This is a genomic window from Shewanella sp. DNRA4, assembly GCF_012843185.1.
Classification (GTDB): domain Bacteria; phylum Pseudomonadota; class Gammaproteobacteria; order Enterobacterales; family Shewanellaceae; genus Shewanella; species Shewanella xiamenensis.
In genome coordinates, this window is record NZ_JABAIP010000008.1 from 197,737 (window position 1) to 215,295 (window position 17,559).

A 17,559-nucleotide genomic window follows, 5' to 3' on the forward strand; every position below is an offset into this window, starting at 1 on the left:
CTGAAAGCGTTTTATTTTTAACCAAAGGATTGAGTTCAGTACACTCAATCCCCATTAGCTAATATAACTGACATCAATACCACACTGAGGGACTATGCTCGCCAGTTTAACGATTCTAATATTTGGCCTCAGTGCGATTGCTTGGTTGGCCTCCAGTCGTTGGCGCAAAAACTTCCATCGTAAACAAGTGATGGCAAGCCCCTTTCCAAAGACTTGGCGAGCAATACTAAAAAGAAGACTTCCATTTTTTCATGCATTACCTGCAGATCTTCAATTGCAACTTAAACGTCATATTCAGGTATTTTTAGATGAAAAGCATTTTGTTGGCTGCGATGGTTTACTCATAACCGATGAAATTCGAGTCACTATTGCTGCCCAAGCATGCCTACTGCTACTTAATCGCAAGACCGATTTCTACCCTAAACTAAGACAAATTTTGGTCTACCCCGATGCATTTATAGTCGACAGCCAACGACAAGATCCATCAGGCTTAATCAGGGAGCAACGTAACGTACTCGCTGGAGAATCATGGGAACAGGGACAAGTAATACTTTCATGGAAAAATACGCTTGAAGGCGCTGCCAATCCACACGATGGCAACAATGTTGTCATCCATGAGTTTGCCCATCAATTAGATCAAGAGGATGGCCACGCCAATGGCGCCCCAATTTTAGCTCGTGGCCAAGATTATCTGTCTTGGTCAAGCGTATTTAATCAAGCATTTAATGAACTAGTTGAAGATACTGCCGTCGGTAAACCAGCCCTATTTAATGGCTACGGGGCTACCAACCCAGCAGAATTTTTTGCCGTAGCGACCGAAGTTTTTTTTGAAAAACCAGCAGAACTCAACCAAGAACATCCAGCACTTTATCGAGAGTTAAGTCATTTCTATCAAGTCGATCCGCTCAATTGGCACTGATGTCATTACAAAGTAATAAACACAAGGAATACCCTATGACAATAGCTAAATACAAACATCTTTCAGCCACTTCGCATAATGCCACTCGGCAAAATTCAAGTCGATTCTGTACCACTATGTTCATTCTTGTTGTGGTAGCGTTACTCTTCAGCTCGAATAACCATGCTAATGATAATAATGCCATCATACCAGCAACAAGCGGCATATCAGTCCCATCTGCCGATGAACAAGCCGCAGCTCAAGTACTTGATCAATTGAATCAATATTCCAGTAGTGCCGATTGGGATAAATATTTTTCACTGTATCGTCAGGATGGGATTTTTATCGGAACAGATGCGAATGAGCGCTGGGGAATGGCAGAATTTGAACACTATTCCCGTCCCACAAAAGGCTGGCGCTACGATTTAACTTCGCGCCATTTAGTGCAGCATGGTGATGTAATTCTGTTCGACGAACTGCTCAATAGTCCGAGTTATGGCGTGAGTCGTGGTACAGGAACATTAATCAAAACCAATGGAGAATGGAAAATAGCTCAATATCATTTAAGTTTTCCCATCCCCAATGGTATAGCGAAAAAAATCACTGCTGAAATTAAAAAAGCACAGTAAATCGTTATTTTAAGGACACGGTAAAACACACATTTGCCAGCTGTGAGAAGTGGATGAAAGCTTGAAAATCCACTTCTGTAAAACACCTCTCAGATGGTCCTCTATCTGCATAATAAAAGCCGATCACTTTATTATCCACCAACAAGGGTGCCACTAAAAAACCCGACTCTGGCAATTGCACTTTCAACTCACGACATTGTTCTTGCCATTTTTTGGCACTCGGATTATCAACCCAAAGTGACTCCTTATGCTCCATCGCCATTGGAAATAACCCCTTCTTATCTCCAAGTTCGATAATAAATAATCGCTTCATTTCCTCTGCATCTCTGCCAAGCATAATCCTTGGCTGTAGCTGTTTACGGCTAGGAGACAACAGCAACACACCACAGCGATCAACTCCAACCCCCTCTAAAATACCCTCAAGTACGGTTTGCATGATTTGATTAAAATCGGCTTTATTGATTGCAAAAGCGGTAAGCTCACGCAGTTTAGCTAATTGGATATTTAAATTGGCAGCAAAAATCGGTAGTTCTACTTCAGGCAAACGAGACTCAAGCTTATCGAGCCTCTTGGGATCAGGTAGATAGTCAATCAACACTTTAGCGCCATAGGCTTCAGCTAATTTATGGGTCGCCTTGGTACAACGCTGCATTCTTAAGGTAAATTCACTCTCATCCAGCCCGGTAAAGTTAGCCGCTTGAGTTATAAATTTCTCAAGATCGATCTGATCTGGTATCGCCACTGAGAGCGTTTCGCAAAGTTTATCCGCTAAAAATATACAGCGTATTTCAGGACGAGAGTCATCGGGATTATTTACCGCTTGGATCAATAACTCCCCCAATCCCCAATGGCGAGCAATACTCTGGGTTAGCTGTGAAAAAGAGGTACCTAATGATTCACGAATAAGAGTTCGCTCTTCTGCTGGAGTTTCACATTTCGTTAATTGGCTATCGAGGGTTTCGGTAAATTCTCCCCCGATACTCCAAAACGCACTCTCACCAATATGAAAAAGCAAACAGGCTATAAAGGCCTCCTCTTGAATATCATCATCATAATGACTCAGCATCATCCGAGTTAACATGGCAGCTTGAAATGCCTTAGCCATTAATTTGATTAATCTTTGATATACTGAAGGCGAGAGGTTTTTACTTTCTAACAAGCTAGATAATAATTGTGCAGTGATACAAATATTACGAACTGCATCAAAACCAAGCACAATAGCGGCTCGGCTTACAGTAGAAATTTGCGTACTGCCCTTATGGTAAATAGCGCTATTTGCGACCCGTAAAATACGTGATGTGAGGGCGTTATCATGCATCACGCTACGCCCTAATAAGGCAAGTGAAGAAACGTCATCCTTGGCAAGCTTTTCTAACGTTTGGACGGTGGAACAAAGCGCTGGCATTTCCAACTCACTTATCCGTTTTGTCCAATAATCAACCCCTTTATTAGTATTATTAGGTTTCAACCTAGCTTTCCCTTGATGGTTTAATGTTATTGTTTTTAGTATAGATAGGCTTAAAAAATTCGCCTTGCATCTGGTTCACAATTCAACGATTGATTTTTAAATCCGCAATAGGCTGAACTGAAAACAAAGAAAAGCCCAAGGTTTAACTTGGACTTTAATCAATTACGCCTGCAGATGTAATTTAAAAACCCGCAGTACTTTATCAATATCCTGGCGCGAGACATCTTTATGGGTAACAAAACGTATGGTACGCCCAGGACTAATCAAAATGCCCTCATTACGACAGCGTTGCGCTAAGGACTGTTCATCGATATGAGAAGCTAAGGTTGCAAACACCATATTGGTTTGAACGGATGGCAAGTCAATTTCAAACTCGTCTAATAGGCTTAACTGTTGGGCCAGATATGCAGCGTTTTGATGATCATCTGCCAATCTTTCAACTTGCGCAGTTAGAGCTAACTCCCCCGCAGCTGCTAGAATCCCAGCTTGACGCATACCGCCACCAAGCATTTTTCGCCAACGCGTCGCTTTTTTAATGAGGCGTTCATCGCCTAAGAGTAACGATCCGACTGGCGCGCATAATCCCTTTGATAAACAGATCGAAACGGAATCAAAGTGTACGGCGATATCAGCAATAGCGATCCCTTGTGCCACTGCGGCATTAGCCACTCTTGCACCATCTAAATGAATTTTTAAACCGCGCTGAAAAGCCAGTGCCTGCGCATTGGCAAGATAGGTTTGGGGCAACACTTTCCCCCCGATAGTATTTTCCAAACTCAGCAAGCGCGTTCGGGCAAAATGAATATCATCAGGCTTGATTGCCGCTTCAATTTCGCTAAGAGCAATAGTCCCATCTAATTGATTTAATAGCGGTTGTGGTTGAATACTACCTAACACCGCCGCACCACCACCTTCAAATTTATAGTTATGAGCTTGCTGACCGCATAGATATTCATCCCCGCGCTCACAATGCGACATCAAAGCCAGTAGATTGGCTTGGGTGCCAGATGCCGTAAAAAGTGCTCCCTCAAAACCAAACATCTCGGCGGCCATGTCCTGTAAACGGTTAACGCTCGGATCATCACCATAAACATCATCACCCACTTCAGCCCTCGACATGGCTAAACGCATTGCCTCAGTAGGCTGGGTTACAGTATCACTGCGTAAATCTATCATTTTGTCCTCAACTTCTTCTGCCTATCCCCTATGCGCATATCAAACACGCCTAGCGACTCTAGCCTTAAAGGAAAAAATTGTATAGCTTCCTGACATAGCTGCCGATAAAACATACAACCTAATGCAAAATTTAATCTGATATAATTGATTTATATCGAATAAATGGCAAAACTTGGCGTTATAACGTTTAAAAGCTACAATAGCCAACTAGGATGCTCATGCTAAAGCAATGCCAATCTCCTAGTGATTTTGACTGCTAGATATTAAACATAAGGTGATTTGTGGTGAATATATCCGTAATGCAATGGATTAAACTAGCCTCTTTAGCATTGAGTTTAACCCTAATGCTACCAGCTTATGCGTGGCAGGATACAGATCAAGATGGCGTGCCCGATATTAAAGATGCCTGCCCCAACACAACCGCTAACACTACGGTGATGGCAAATGGCTGTGTTTATGAAGTCGAAGCCACGGCCACTAATATTCAATGTAATCTCAATGACCCCAGCACCTATTCAGCTCCTGATTGTCATCATATTGAGACAGCCATTGTGTATTTTGAGTTTGCGATAGCAGAGGTAGATTTATCGCAGTGGAAAGCATTAGCCTTAGTCAAAGCATTTTTAGAGTCAAATACTGATGTTCATTTAATCTTGGTTGGGCACACAGATATTGTCGGCACACCTGAGTTTAATTATCAGTTATCACTTCAACGTGCGCAAAATGTGAAACAAATTTTGGTTGAAGACTATGGATTCAACCCAAATCGCTTTACCGTTGTCGGTAAAGGTATATCTGAACCAGTAGCAGATAATCGTTCTAGCGAAGGTCGCAGATTAAATAGACGAGTACAATTTTTCGTCAATAATAAGTAGTTTTGTTAGCGTATTTTTAGGGAGTAATTTAATGGAAAACCTTGAAGGCTTATTAAAGCAGGCTCCAGATCTGATCATGACCTATGGAGTGAAGATCTTATTTGCCCTTGTTATCTTTTTTGTCGGTAAATATTTTTCCGGCGTTGCGCAAAAGGTAGTGCGAAAGCTACTCAACAGCCGCAAAGTTGATCCAACGGTGGTCTCTTTTGTAGCCAACTTATCGTGGGCTGTTGTGTTTGTCTTCACCATTATCGCCACCTTAGGCCAAATTGGTGTGCAAACCGCATCTTTAGTCGCGGTTATCGGTGCCGCCGGTTTAGCGATAGGTTTAGCGCTGCAAGGATCATTATCTAACTTTGCTTCAGGCGTGTTAATGGTGTTATTCCGCCCATGTCGCGTGGGTGACTATATTGAAGCTGCTGGTATTGCTGGCACTGTTGATGAAATCACCATTTTCTCAACTAAATTACGCACGCCAGATAATAAGGTTATCGTTGCGCCCAACTCTTCAATCATGAATGGCACGATCACCAACTACTCAGCCTTAGAAAATCGTCGTATCGATTTAGTCATTGGCGTGTCTTATTCTGCGGATATTGCCCAGACTAAAAAAGTTTTAACCGAGATTTTAGATAACAACCAATATGTGCTGAAAGAACCGGGTTACACCGTGGGTCTGTCTGAACTAGCAAATTCTTCAATCAACTTTGTAGTTCGTCCTTGGGTAAAAACGGCGGATTACTGGACAGCTCGTTTCGAGATTTTAGAACAAATCAAAAATGCGCTTGATGCAGCCAATATTGAAATTCCATTTCCACAAATGGATATTCATGTAAAACAACTGCCCGAGAGCAAATAATCAGCAGTGATATTAGAAGGCCGGTGAAAACCGGCCTTTTTTATGGTGATAAGTCGGATTTTGGCGTACCTTAACCGAATATGCACACATATCTGAGTAAGAGAGAGAATATGCCAAAGTATGTTTCATTTCTGGCCGCTGGCTGTGTTTTTAGTTTAATGCTGCTCAGCCCTATGGCGATTGCTAGCAATAAAACCCAAGTAATGATGGGTGAAAAGACTGTCACCCTAGAAGGAAAATTACCTCAACTTGAGCAAATGGCCCCAAGATTTAAAGTCGTTGATGATAAATTCAATCCAATCAACTTAACCGACTTTAAGGGAAAAACCATCCTGATTAGTGCAGTGCCTAGCTTGGATACGGGTGTTTGTGCGTTACAAACTAAACGCTTTAATAGTGAGGTCAGCCACTTTTCTGATGATGTCGTCATGCTAACCATCAGCACGGATTTACCTTTCGCGCAAAAACGTTTTTGTAAAGTTGAGAATGTCGAAAATATTAAAGTGTTATCAGATTCTGTTTGGCGTGATTTTGGCGAGAAGTATGGTCTGTTAATTGAAGATTATGGCTTACTTGCACGGGCGATTTTCATCGTCGATGCCGAAGGTAAACTCAAGTACCAAGAATTAGTACCCAACATTGCCCAGCATCCAAACTATGATGCCGCGCTAGAGGCGCTAAAAACCATTCAAGCACAGTAATAAGCATAAAAATAGGGCATTTAATGCCCTATTTTTTACTAGTGCGTATGTTGGTCACCATTGGCTTGATAGTCGAAGGTAGGCATAGACCAATGATAGCGTAATGCTAACATCCGCCAGCTAAATCCAAAACTTAAGCAAATTAATAGATTAACCCACTCAGCCAATTGATAGGCTTTTAGCGTGATATATAACCCCGCCGTAAAGAGTGAGATTACCGCATAGAGCTCTTTCTTAAAAATCAAAGGCACTTGATTACAAAGAATATCGCGAATAACCCCACCAAAAACACCGGTAACCAATCCCATAACGGCCGCAATAGTTGGACTAAAACCAAGCATCAGGGTCTTTTGCGCGCCAACAATTGAGAACACAGCTAAGCCTAAGGCATCGATTGCCAAAAACAGCTTAGACAAATAACGCATAACTGGCGCAATCGCGACAGTTAACAAAGATGCAAATGCAATCGCAATTAGATAGTGGACATTCTCGACCCAAATCAAAGGGTAATTTCCAAGTAACATATCTCGTAAGGTGCCGCCACCAATAGCGGTAGCACAACCGATAATGACTACGCCGAATAAATCCATCTGCTTACGGCCAGCTGCTAATGCCCCAGTCATGGCCTCAGCCAAAATCCCAATCAGCCATAATAATCCGATAAATTGCGCTTCTTGCATTTAAACTACTTATTACCCATGCATAAAAAACGGATTTTGCCTGATAATCCACGGGCTGGATAATGAGATTATTTAAATTTTGTCATTAGAATATTTAATCTATTGATACCATTTATGCATTAGTCATTTCTAACTTTCAATATCACGCTACGCCACAATCCTTAAATAACAATAAATTAACTAATAGATAGCAGTCCACCACATTCAATTAAGCTTATTTTTTGATAAGTTTTAATAAAGCATAATCAATTAAACTTTGAAATTTTGTAGAAAACTCAACATCACGTCATTCAAGCCTAAATTTTGGCCACAAAAAAGCGGCCTAATAGCCGCTTTTTTAGACTAAAAGTAAATTATTTGTTTTCAGGTTTCGGAGGATAATTCGCCATGACACTTCCAACAGCGTCATTGATGAGCTGGACTCTTTCAGAAGGAGTATTTTTATCACGAATGGTGTCAGCCACCGAACCACGCCATATTAACTTAGCTGTTTTATTATCAACTAAATCAATGATCAACGTACCAACTTCGTATTCTCTCACCGTGGTTTGAGTTTGCATGTTGCCACCCCATCCCCAACCAGGACCATAGTAAGGGTTATAGCCAAAGTTGGTATTGAAAGTATCTACATTAATCTTTTTGTCGATTTTAGTCAGATAGTTAACTAGGACATCAGCGTCTTTTGCATCGACTAACGTCATGCCCTTAGCAGAAAGTTGTGCATTAACTGCATCACGCACTCGCTGATCCATCAGACCATCGAGATGATAACCTGAAGCATCGGTCTTTTGTGCTACCCAAGCATAGGTTTTGTATTGAGAGAAATTGGCACTGGGATCATAGTCCCAACCAGACTTAAGAGAACTACAAGCACTCAAGGCCAGCACTGCTAACCCTACGATAAAATTTTTCATGGTGATTTCCTTGGATTTCGTAAAGAACACAAATGAGCCGATAAATAAATTTAGCTTACAGAGCAATGGCCGATTCTACAACTCAATATAATGAAAAGCAGAGCGTTATTCAGCTTGACTTCAGCAACCGCTTTAAATGATAATGATTATCACTTAAAGCGATTAAGGGATAAATAACATGTACTGGTTCATTAGCGCATTGATTGTTGCATCAGCAATTTTCTGGCTAGCGCCACAAAAAGCCTCAATCGACACCAATAACAATAAACTCACGCCTCATCTCCCGATGATGTTATTGTTTTTGCCTTTGATTGTAATGAGTTGGCTGATATTCGAAGCTGTATCAAATGGTGCAGACTACACCACAATTGCCGCATTTGGTTTTGTTTCCACAGCCTGTTTAATTGCACTTCCCAAATTACATCGTTTTATTATGCCCTGCGCCCTACTCACCGCATTGGCATTAATCGCTATGGTTTTGCAACATCTATAAATTCCGTTTGAAAACATGCTACTTCCCTGCAAAGAGCTAGCATTTACCTTCGGCCACTTTCAGTCTCTGTCTGTGGCCTTTTTTTACCTCTACTTTTTACCTCCACGAAGCATAATGAATTTGATAGACTTAAGCAGTTTACATTCAGATAAAAGATGACTTATGAGAGTAGATCCCAACGTTTCCTTAGTATACAGCACTGATAAAGGTCGCATTACTGCCGAACCAGAAGCAAAAGCACTCCCCGCATCCGATGGCATTGTGCGTATCCACAGAGACAGCAAAGGCCGTAAAGGTAAAGGTGTCTCGGTCATTTCAGGCCTAGGGCTTGACGATGCTGGCTTAAAAGCACTAGCACAAACACTTAAAAAACAATGTGGTTGTGGTGGGACGGTTAAAGATTTCACGATCGAAGTGCAAACCGATAACCGTGAACTACTCAAACAGTTGCTTGAAAAACAAAACTATAAAGTCAAATTAGCCGGCGGTTGATACGCCACGATCCTAAGTAGCTGGATTTTATCTATCGATCAATGCATGTGGGCTGAACGGAGCATTTAATGGAGAGTTTGCAGAACCATTTTTTAATCGCCATGCCATCACTCGATGACACTTTTTTTGAGCGCACCGTCATCTATTTATGTGAGCACGATGAAAAAGGCGCCATGGGACTAGTGATTAATAAACCGCTGGGCATTGAAGTTAACTCATTGCTCGAGCAGATGGATCTCCCAACAGAGCAAGTGTCTGCCGATTTTGCAATGGGAGCGCAAGTCTTAATGGGCGGGCCAGTTTCCCAAGATAGAGGTTTTGTACTACATACTTCCCAACCCTATTGGGCCAATAGTACGGAATTATGCTCGGGACTGATGCTTACCACATCTCGAGACGTATTAACCGCTATAGGCAGTAAGCGCTCACCAGATAAGTTTCTCGTAGCATTAGGTTATGCTGGCTGGAGTAAAAATCAGTTAGAGCAAGAACTTGCCGATAACTCTTGGCTTACGATCCCCGCTGATCACACCTTACTCTTCGAAGTAAACCACGAAGATAGATGGCAACAAGCTAGCCGTTCACTGGGATTTGAGGCTTGGCAACTTTCAACACAGGCAGGCCACGCTTAATCTCACTTTATTTAACGAGTTAATATCAGATGAATACTAAAACCGTGTTAGGTTTTGATTTTGGTACAAAAAGCATCGGCGTTGCCGTAGGGCAACAAATTACCTCCAGCGCAACACCACTTTTATCTCTTAAGGCCGTTGATGGCATTCCAAATTGGGATGAAATAGCCAAACTCATCCAAGAGTGGCAACCCGATTTAGTCGTCGTGGGTTTACCGCTCAACATGGATGGCACAGAACAAGAAATGACCCACAGAGCAAGAAAATTTGCCAACCGACTAAACGCTAAGTTTGGGGTCAAAATTGTCACTCAGGATGAAAGACTCACCACCACAGATGCAAAAGCTAGGCTATTTGAACTCGGCGGCTTCAAAGCCCTCACCAAAGGTCAAGTTGATGCTGTGTCAGCCGTATTGATTGTCGAAAGCTATTTTGAAAATCATTTCGGCGACTAATGAGCGATATCAAAACAAAAGGATAGCCTGAGCTATCCTTTTTTATCTCAACTGTTATAAAGCTTACAGATAGGGTTTAACCAAGCTCGCCATCATGCTGATATGGTCATCATTATCATTTAGCGCTGGAATATAACGGAACTTCTCCCCCCCAGCATGAGTAAAGATATGGCCATTTTCGCCCACGATCTCTTCTAACGTCTCTAAACAATCGGCACTAAATGCTGGACATACAATCGCAACATCACGCACACCTTGACTCGGCAGAGCCGCCATCGTCGCATCCGTGTAAGGTTGTAACCATTTAGCTTTACCAAAACGTGACTGGAATGTAATCGCAAATTCATCTTTGGCCAAACCCAATTGCTCAGCCACAAGACGAGTGGTCTTCATGCAAAAACAATAATAGGGGTCACCCAGATGAAGATTACGCTCAGGCATACCATGGTAAGACAGCACTAACTTTTGTGGCTTGCCATGTTTGTCAAAATCGGCACGAATCGAATTGACTAATGCAGCAATAAACTCAGGGTTATCGTGATAAGTATTAATAAAATGCAGCGAGGGCAAATAGCGCCATTGACAAAGTTCCTTGGCAATAGCGTCAAAAGCGGAACCCGTTGTCGGCGCAGCATATTGGGGATATAAGGGTAAAACAACTATCTTATCAATCCCTTGCTTATGCATATCCTGTAACGTGTTTGCCACTGAAGGGTTACCATAGCGCATAGCTAAGTGAACCGACACTGGATAACCATCGGCGGTTAATTTATCAGACAATTTAGCCGTTTGCCGCAAACTGATATCCATCAGTGGCGACCCAGCTTCTGTCCACACCTTTTGATAAAGTGCCGCGGACTTTGCTGGGCGAACGCGCAGCACTATGCCATGTAAAATCAGCATCCAGAGGAGTTTTGGAATTTCTACCACCCGAGGGTCGGATAAAAACTCTGCAAGGTAACGCCTTACGGCCGATGCCGTTGGCGCATCTGGCGTGCCAAGGTTAAGTAACAACACACCCACTTTGCCACGCGTTGCGTGACCCATCTCTTTTGATAATCCTGAAAACCTAGCCAAAGTAGCCTCTTAAAATTTGTAAATGAATAAATTGGGCATTAAAGCACGGATTCTATTGCCTGCTTAAGCTCGGCACTATCGGGTTTAACCTTAGAATTAAATTGCTGCACAGTATTGCCATCGCCACTCACTACGTATTTGTAGAAATTCCACTTGGGTGAGCCAGCTTTATCGCCTAAGTATTTGAATACACTGTTAGCATCACTACCTCGGACGGGAGACGTCGCGAGCATGGTGAAGGTGACACCATAGTTGATGTAGCACACCTTAGCTGTGTCTTTTTCATCATTCTCCTCTTGGAAAAAATCATCCGAAGGGAAACCAATTACCACTAACCCTTTATCTTTATATTGTTGATGGAGTGCTTCTAAGGCTTTAAATTGCGGCGTATAACCACAATTACTCGCGGTATTGACCAGCAGCACAGGCTTACCCTGAGTGAGCTCACATAAGTTAACGCTCTGTTCTGAGTGCAATTTACGCACTTCAACATCAAGGTAGCTTGGGCATGTTGCCGCCAAAGCGCTGGTGCTCATCAAGCTAGTCAAGATAAATAGCGGGAGTTTCATCATAATGTCCTTCTTATTCAATGATCCAAGATAGGCGAACTTATTCTTATTACGTCACTTGCTACGGTCAAGATCATATTGAATAAAAAAATAAAAGCTACAAGGAGTTATCGATTGCTTTAGCTGATAAAAAAGCAGCTCAATCGAGCTGCTTTAACACACGACAAAATAGGATTAATCCATATCCAAGGTCACGCCTTCCATAAAGCTCGAACTGGCGGGTTCTTTATTTTGCAATTTAATCATTAACCGCAAGTCGTTGGGTGAGTCAGCATGGTGAAGCGCGTCGGCATAACTGATCTCCCCATCGACATAGAGCTTTAACAGAGCTTGGTCAAAGGTCTGCATGCCTTGCTCATTCGATTTGGCCATGGTTTCTTTGAGTAGATGCAGTTCATTTTTAGCAATCAAACTCGCGACACGTGGCGTATTGATCAAGACTTCAATCGCCGCCCGGCGACCTGTTCCATCAACTTTAGCCACCAGCTGCTGCGCCACAATACCGCGCAGGTTGAGTGACAAATCGAATAATAGCTGTTGATGTTTACTTTCTGGCACTAAGTGCATAATCCGGTCTAATGCTTGGTTAGCATTGTTAGCATGCAGTGTCGCCATACACAGATGGCCCGTTTCAGCAAAGGAGAGCGCAAATTCCATGGTTTCTTGGGTTCGAATTTCACCGATAAGGATCACATCAGGCGCCTGACGCAACGAGCTTTTCAGCGCCGCATCAAAGGACTCTGTATCTATGCCCACTTCACGTTGGGTAATGATACTTTTGCGATGATCGTGAACAAATTCCACAGGGTCTTCAATCGTCAAGATATGCCCGCGGGCATGGGCATTGCGATAACCGACTAATGCTGCTAAGGAAGTCGATTTACCGGTCCCTGTCCCCCCCACCATGATGATAAGTCCACGCTTACTCATCACCAGATCTTTTAAAATCGGTGGCAGTTTTAAATCATCCACTTCAGGGATTTTGGTCTCAATCCGGCGCATAACACAACCAGGAGACTCACGCTGCCAGAATGCGCTGACGCGAAAACGCCCCAACTCCTTAACCGCAAAAGCAAAGTTACACTCGCGAGTCGTGTGAAACTCCTTCTTTTGCGCCTCCGTCATCACGGACTCGACAAAATCCAAAGACTGCGCGGGCGTGAAGGCACTCTCGGCTAATGGGCGTAACTCGCCATCAATTTTGGCGCTAGGCGGAAACCCTGCGGTAATAAACAAGTCCGAGGCTTTACGCTCCACCATGACTTTTAAAAACGGACGGACATCCATCATAAATCCTTAAAACGTCGCTTGTTTGTTTGAGCTCTTCGCCATGGCATCCTCACGGGTGATGAGGCCACGGTTAACTAAGTTTTGCAGACACTGCTCAAGAGTTTGCATGCCATGGGCCATCCCCGTTTGAATGGCAGAGTACATCTGCGCCACTTTATCTTCACGGATAAGATTTCGGATAGCGGGCGTACCCATCATAATTTCGTGGGCAGCCACACGGCCACCACCGATTTTCTTAATCAGGGTTTGTGAAATAACCGCCTGTAATGATTCAGACAACATGGTACGCACCATGTCCTTTTCACCGGCAGGGAAAACGTCAACCACACGGTCAATAGTCTTAGCCGCCGAGGTGGTGTGTAAGGTACCAAAAACTAAGTGACCCGTTTCAGCCGCCGTCATCGCCAGACGAATAGTTTCAAGGTCACGCATCTCACCCACGAGGATAACGTCAGGGTCTTCACGCAGTGCGCTACGCAGTGCCGCGTTAAAGCTGTGGGTATGGCGATGCACTTCCCGTTGGTTAATCAAACATTGCTTGTTGGGATGAACAAATTCGATTGGGTCTTCAATGGTTAAGATATGATCATGGCGGTTTTCATTGATGTAATCGACCATGGCCGCAAGTGTGGTACTCTTACCCGAACCTGTAGGCCCAGTGACTAACACTAACCCACGGGGAAAACTGGCAATTTTTTTAAAAATTTCAGGCGCACCTAGCTGCTCAAGTGACAAGATATCACTGGGAATGGTACGAAATACCGCCGCAGCGCCGCGAGATTGGTTAAAGGCGTTCACACGGAAACGCGCTAAATTAGGGACTTCGAACGAAAAGTCGATTTCTAAATGTTCTTCAAAGTCCTTGCGTTGTTTATCATTCATAATGTCATAAACAAGGCTGTGTACACCCTGATGATCGAGCGCGGGCAGATTGATTTTTCTCACTTCACCGTCGACACGGATCATGGGAGATATCCCTGCAGAGAGGTGTAGATCCGAGGCTTTGTGTTTTACACTAAAAGCTAATAACTCAGTGATTTCCATAGTTTGGGATATCCTTGCAACTAGATAATTACATCATGACAACAATAGCAGACAGACTCGCCCACGCCCAGAGCAGGATCGCGCAAGCGGCGCAAAAATGCGCACGCTTACCTCACACTATTCGCTTACTTGCCGTCAGTAAAACTAAACCTATCGCAGATATTATAGCCGCCTATAATGCAGGCCAGCGTTGCTTTGGTGAGAACTATGTTCAAGAAGGTGCGACAAAAATTGAAGCGCTAAAAGATACTCATCCCGATATTGAATGGCATTTTATTGGGCCTCTACAATCCAATAAGACCGCCTTAGTTGCCCAGCACTTCGATTGGATGCACACCCTTAGCCGAGAAAAAATTGCCCAGCGGCTTAATGAGCAGCGCCCCACTCACCTTGCGCCACTTAACGTGTGTATTCAAATCAACATCAGTGATGAAGACACAAAATCTGGTATCGATGCCGAGCAAATGCTACCGCTAGCCAATATCATCAGCCAACTGCCGCAGTTAAGGCTCAGAGGCTTAATGGCTATTCCCACTGCAACCGATAACATTACCCAGCAAACCCGGGAACTTACCGAGCTCAAGCAGTTATTCGAGACACTGAAACAGCATTATCCCGATGTCGATACACTATCAATGGGCATGAGTAATGATTTGGACATCGCTATCGAGTGCGGCTCAACCATGGTGCGCATTGGCAGCGCCATCTTTGGAGAGCGGGATTATTCCTCAAAAGAAACTATCAATTGAGTCGATAAGTATCAAACCTATTGCCATTAAAGAGGCCATTGCCAACTGTCGCTATCACAGATTGAAAACTAAGGTATAGCGACTGACTCGGTATTTGGTCTTGTTTTTACAAGCTAAAGCCCAAATACTGTAAAGAGACATTAAATAGAAATTTTTATCCGGTCTAATTTTGTCATCGCTGAACCATAGGATTCAGCCCTAGGCCAGACATTATGGGGTACACATGAGTCAACAAAAAATCTGCTTTATCGGCGCGGGCAATATGACCCGTAGTATTATCAGCGGCTTAATTCGTAGTGGTTATCCAGCATCACAGGTTCAGGCGACCAACCCAAGCCAAGGTAAACTCGACGCCCTCGCTCACGACTTTGGTGTGCGTGTATCCCAAGATAATGTCAGCGCCGCCCAAGATGCCGATGTCATCGTATTATCCGTTAAGCCGCAGTTAATGGAACCAGTCTGCCAAGCACTGCAAGACATTGATATGTCTAACAAGCTGATCATTACTATTGCCGCAGGGATTAAAGCTGAACGCTACAGCCAGTATTTAGCACAACCCATCACGCTGGTTCGCACTATGCCAAACACCCCAATGCAAATCGGCGTCGGCATGACGGGACTCTACGCACCGCAACCCCTATCGGATGCACAAAAAGCCATTACTGAACGATTGATGTCCAGCGGCGGTGAAATAGTGTGGGTAAATGAAGAATCTGAAATTAATCAAGTCATTGCCCTTGCTGGTAGCTCACCAGCATATTTCTTCCTGCTGATGGAATCGATGATTGATGCGGGTAAACAAATGGGCATGGACGAAGCCAAAGCTAGAAGCTTAGTGCAGCAAGCCGCCCTTGGTGCTGCTATGATGGCTAAACAAAATCCTGAGCTCACGCTGGGTAATTTACGGGAAAATGTCACCTCTAAAGGTGGAACAACGGCGCAAGCCATCGCCACATTCGAAGCGGCAGATCTCCGTGGCGTCGTAAAAAATGCCATGGAAAACTGCATTAATCGCGCAGAAGAAATGGCAAAAACATTTTAATTAAACCACTTTCCCGACGGCTCAAACAAAGATAACGGGCGTTTTTAATTGGACTCATATAGGCAGAAATCTCGATGAATGCATTAACCTTCTTGATCAGCACACTCTTCGATTTGTATTTGATGGTAGTGATTTTGCGGCTCTGGCTCCCCTTGGCACGGGCCGATTTTTATAACCCTTTTAGTCAATTTATCGTGAAAGCAACTCACCCACTCATCGCCCCAATGCGCCGAGTGGTCCCATCAATAGGAAGATTTGATACAGCCTCGTTTGTGTTGGCATTATTGGTTGTCATCGTAAAAGTCTTGCTATTGAGCCTTATCGCCGGTGGCGCTATTGATATTGTGCTGTTCTTTGTATTTGCGCTTGTCACTGTCATCAAACAGACGGGCATTTTGCTGTTTTGGATGTTGATCATCCGGGCGATTTTGAGCTGGTTCAATCAAGGCTATAATCCGATCGTGATGATTATGGGGCAATTAACCGAGCCCATTTTGGCCCCAGTGCGCCGCATCATTCCGCCAATTGGTGGCTTAGATCTGTCGGTAATGTTGGTGATTATCGGCATGAACTTTATCAACATGCTGTTGGCGCAATACGTACCTTTTTGGGCCGTGATTTAATGAGCGCAGTCATTATGCAGCAAGGCGACTTGCTGCTTAATTTGTATATTCAACCTAAAGCGAGTCGCGATCAGATAGTTGGGCTTCATGGTGATGAGTTAAAAGTCGCCATTACCGCCCCGCCTATTGATGGCAAGGCTAATGCCCATTTAAGCAAGTATTTAGCCAAGGCCTTTAAAGTCCCTAAAAGCGATGTTCACATCCTTAAGGGCGAATTGGGGCGCCATAAACAGGTACGGATTAGCGGTCCTAAAAACGTCCCGACAGAAATCGCGACACTGCTCGAATAAACACAGCGTTGGAAGTCTAGGTTCAGATACATATAATCAAGCAATCTCTCATATTAAGTTAAGGTACAACATTATGTTACGTAACCTCCTAATCATGCTCGCATTAACAGCTAGCCTTTGTGGTGTCGCTAATGCCGAGCAAAAAGAAACCGTCGGTAATTTTGATATTCATTATATCGCGTTAGGAAGTACCTTTCTGACCACCAGTATTGCTAAAACCTATGGCATTGAGCGTAGTAGCTACAAAGGTATTATCAACATCGCGGTATTAGATACGAGTGAAGAAGGCTCACCCGCCGTGCCTGTTGAAATCACCGGTGTTGCCAATAACTTACTCGATGCGCGTATCGATTTAAAATTTAGAGAAATCCGTGAAGGTAAGGCCATTTACTATATTGCTGAAGTCCCATACCGCGACGATCAAGAGATTAATTTCAACATCGCCATCAAGTTTAGGAACCAGCTGAATACTAACCTACAGTTTAAACAAAAGTTCTACGTCGAATAATTTCAGCCTCACAGGCAGGACGATACCAATTATCGTCCTGCCTTTTTCTGTCCTTTACCGCCAAGCTTGGGTATTATTGCCGCCGTAAACATCGC

22 protein-coding genes are annotated in these 17,559 nt (G+C 43.6%); 14 read left to right on the plus strand and 8 right to left on the minus strand.

Going from position 1 to position 17,559, the window contains the following annotated elements; translation table 11 throughout:
• The first annotated feature begins 94 nt into the window (after positions 1-94).
• Complete coding sequence (locus tag HG547_RS10770) at positions 95-919, plus strand: M90 family metallopeptidase (RefSeq protein WP_169547837.1); 825 nt, start codon at positions 95-97, stop codon at positions 917-919.
• A 116-nt stretch (positions 920-1,035) separates the two neighbouring features.
• Complete coding sequence (locus HG547_RS10775; protein ID WP_081990944.1) at positions 1,036-1,527, plus strand: nuclear transport factor 2 family protein; 492 nt, start codon at positions 1,036-1,038, stop codon at positions 1,525-1,527.
• Between the two features lie 4 nt (positions 1,528-1,531).
• On the opposite strand, the gene HG547_RS10780 is transcribed toward HG547_RS10775, so the two are convergent.
• Entirely contained in the window at positions 1,532-2,995 is a 1,464-nt protein-coding gene (locus HG547_RS10780) for an HDOD domain-containing protein (RefSeq protein ID WP_169547838.1), read from the minus strand.
• A 162-nt stretch (positions 2,996-3,157) separates the two neighbouring features.
• Positions 3,158-4,171, minus strand: a complete 1,014-nt coding sequence (gene ltaE, locus HG547_RS10785) for a low-specificity L-threonine aldolase (RefSeq protein WP_169547839.1) — start codon at positions 4,169-4,171, stop codon at positions 3,158-3,160.
• Between the two features lie 299 nt (positions 4,172-4,470).
• Here ltaE and HG547_RS10790 point away from each other — a divergent pair, with 299 nt between their 5' ends.
• The 3 genes from HG547_RS10790 (at position 4,471) to tpx (ending at position 6,606) form a co-directional block, all read left to right on the plus strand.
• The gene (locus tag HG547_RS10790) at positions 4,471-5,046 is read left to right on the plus strand and encodes an OmpA family protein (protein ID WP_069453278.1); all 576 of its coding nucleotides are present in this window, start codon (positions 4,471-4,473) and stop codon (positions 5,044-5,046) included.
• Between the two features lie 31 nt (positions 5,047-5,077).
• On the plus strand, positions 5,078-5,905 hold the full coding sequence (locus HG547_RS10795) for a mechanosensitive ion channel domain-containing protein (RefSeq protein ID WP_037420742.1): 828 nt from the start codon (positions 5,078-5,080) through the stop codon (positions 5,903-5,905).
• 110 nt (positions 5,906-6,015) lie between these two features.
• Positions 6,016-6,606 (plus strand): thiol peroxidase, encoded by a 591-nt coding sequence (gene tpx / locus HG547_RS10800; protein ID WP_037429419.1) that lies wholly within the window; start codon positions 6,016-6,018, stop codon positions 6,604-6,606.
• A gap of 38 nt (positions 6,607-6,644) precedes the next feature.
• Here the strand turns inward: tpx and HG547_RS10805 are convergent, their stop codons facing one another.
• Both HG547_RS10805 and HG547_RS10810 read right to left on the minus strand, forming a co-directional pair.
• A complete protein-coding gene (locus tag HG547_RS10805; protein WP_169547840.1) occupies positions 6,645-7,286 on the minus strand; it encodes a trimeric intracellular cation channel family protein in 642 nt (213 codons plus the stop codon).
• A gap of 353 nt (positions 7,287-7,639) precedes the next feature.
• Entirely contained in the window at positions 7,640-8,200 is a 561-nt protein-coding gene (locus HG547_RS10810) for a DUF4136 domain-containing protein (protein WP_037420751.1), read from the minus strand.
• Positions 8,201-8,378: 178 nt separating this feature from the next.
• Between HG547_RS10810 and HG547_RS10815 the strand changes: the two genes are divergently transcribed.
• From HG547_RS10815 to ruvX, 4 genes are all read left to right on the plus strand, one after another.
• Positions 8,379-8,693: a hypothetical protein gene (locus tag HG547_RS10815; protein WP_169547841.1), complete on the plus strand. Its 315-nt coding sequence runs from the start codon at positions 8,379-8,381 to the stop codon at positions 8,691-8,693.
• A 162-nt stretch (positions 8,694-8,855) separates the two neighbouring features.
• A complete protein-coding gene (gene yciH, locus HG547_RS10820; protein WP_047533731.1) occupies positions 8,856-9,185 on the plus strand; it encodes a stress response translation initiation inhibitor YciH in 330 nt (109 codons plus the stop codon).
• A gap of 68 nt (positions 9,186-9,253) precedes the next feature.
• Positions 9,254-9,817 carry a YqgE/AlgH family protein gene (locus HG547_RS10825; RefSeq protein ID WP_169547842.1) on the plus strand — a complete coding sequence of 188 codons (564 nt, stop codon included), beginning with the start codon at positions 9,254-9,256 and terminating at the stop codon, positions 9,815-9,817.
• A 29-nt stretch (positions 9,818-9,846) separates the two neighbouring features.
• Complete coding sequence (ruvX, locus tag HG547_RS10830; RefSeq protein WP_037420762.1) at positions 9,847-10,272, plus strand: Holliday junction resolvase RuvX; 426 nt, start codon at positions 9,847-9,849, stop codon at positions 10,270-10,272.
• 63 nt (positions 10,273-10,335) lie between these two features.
• On the opposite strand, the gene hemH is transcribed toward ruvX, so the two are convergent.
• From hemH to HG547_RS10850, 4 genes are all read right to left on the minus strand, one after another.
• Entirely contained in the window at positions 10,336-11,319 is a 984-nt protein-coding gene (hemH, locus tag HG547_RS10835; protein ID WP_211164613.1) for a ferrochelatase, read from the minus strand.
• Positions 11,320-11,387: 68 nt separating this feature from the next.
• On the minus strand, positions 11,388-11,921 hold the full coding sequence (locus HG547_RS10840; RefSeq protein WP_037420768.1) for a glutathione peroxidase: 534 nt from the start codon (positions 11,919-11,921) through the stop codon (positions 11,388-11,390).
• Positions 11,922-12,092: 171 nt separating this feature from the next.
• Positions 12,093-13,205, minus strand: a complete 1,113-nt coding sequence (locus tag HG547_RS10845; protein ID WP_037420771.1) for a PilT/PilU family type 4a pilus ATPase — start codon at positions 13,203-13,205, stop codon at positions 12,093-12,095.
• 9 nt (positions 13,206-13,214) lie between these two features.
• Complete coding sequence (locus HG547_RS10850) at positions 13,215-14,252, minus strand: type IV pilus twitching motility protein PilT (protein WP_037420775.1); 1,038 nt, start codon at positions 14,250-14,252, stop codon at positions 13,215-13,217.
• Positions 14,253-14,287: 35 nt separating this feature from the next.
• Between HG547_RS10850 and HG547_RS10855 the strand changes: the two genes are divergently transcribed.
• The 5 genes from HG547_RS10855 (at position 14,288) to HG547_RS10875 (ending at position 17,464) form a co-directional block, all read left to right on the plus strand.
• Positions 14,288-15,001: a YggS family pyridoxal phosphate-dependent enzyme gene (locus tag HG547_RS10855; protein ID WP_037420778.1), complete on the plus strand. Its 714-nt coding sequence runs from the start codon at positions 14,288-14,290 to the stop codon at positions 14,999-15,001.
• Positions 15,002-15,224: 223 nt separating this feature from the next.
• Positions 15,225-16,043: a pyrroline-5-carboxylate reductase gene (gene proC, locus HG547_RS10860; RefSeq protein ID WP_037420781.1), complete on the plus strand. Its 819-nt coding sequence runs from the start codon at positions 15,225-15,227 to the stop codon at positions 16,041-16,043.
• Positions 16,044-16,117: 74 nt separating this feature from the next.
• Entirely contained in the window at positions 16,118-16,666 is a 549-nt protein-coding gene (locus tag HG547_RS10865) for a YggT family protein (RefSeq protein WP_169547844.1), read from the plus strand.
• On the plus strand, positions 16,666-16,956 hold the full coding sequence (yggU, locus tag HG547_RS10870; protein ID WP_144375264.1) for a DUF167 family protein YggU: 291 nt from the start codon (positions 16,666-16,668) through the stop codon (positions 16,954-16,956). Before HG547_RS10865 ends, yggU begins: the two co-directional genes overlap by 1 nt.
• A gap of 73 nt (positions 16,957-17,029) precedes the next feature.
• Positions 17,030-17,464, plus strand: coding sequence for a DUF4426 domain-containing protein (locus HG547_RS10875; RefSeq protein WP_169547845.1), 435 nt, complete (start codon positions 17,030-17,032; stop codon positions 17,462-17,464).
• Positions 17,465-17,559: the final 95 nt, after the last annotated feature.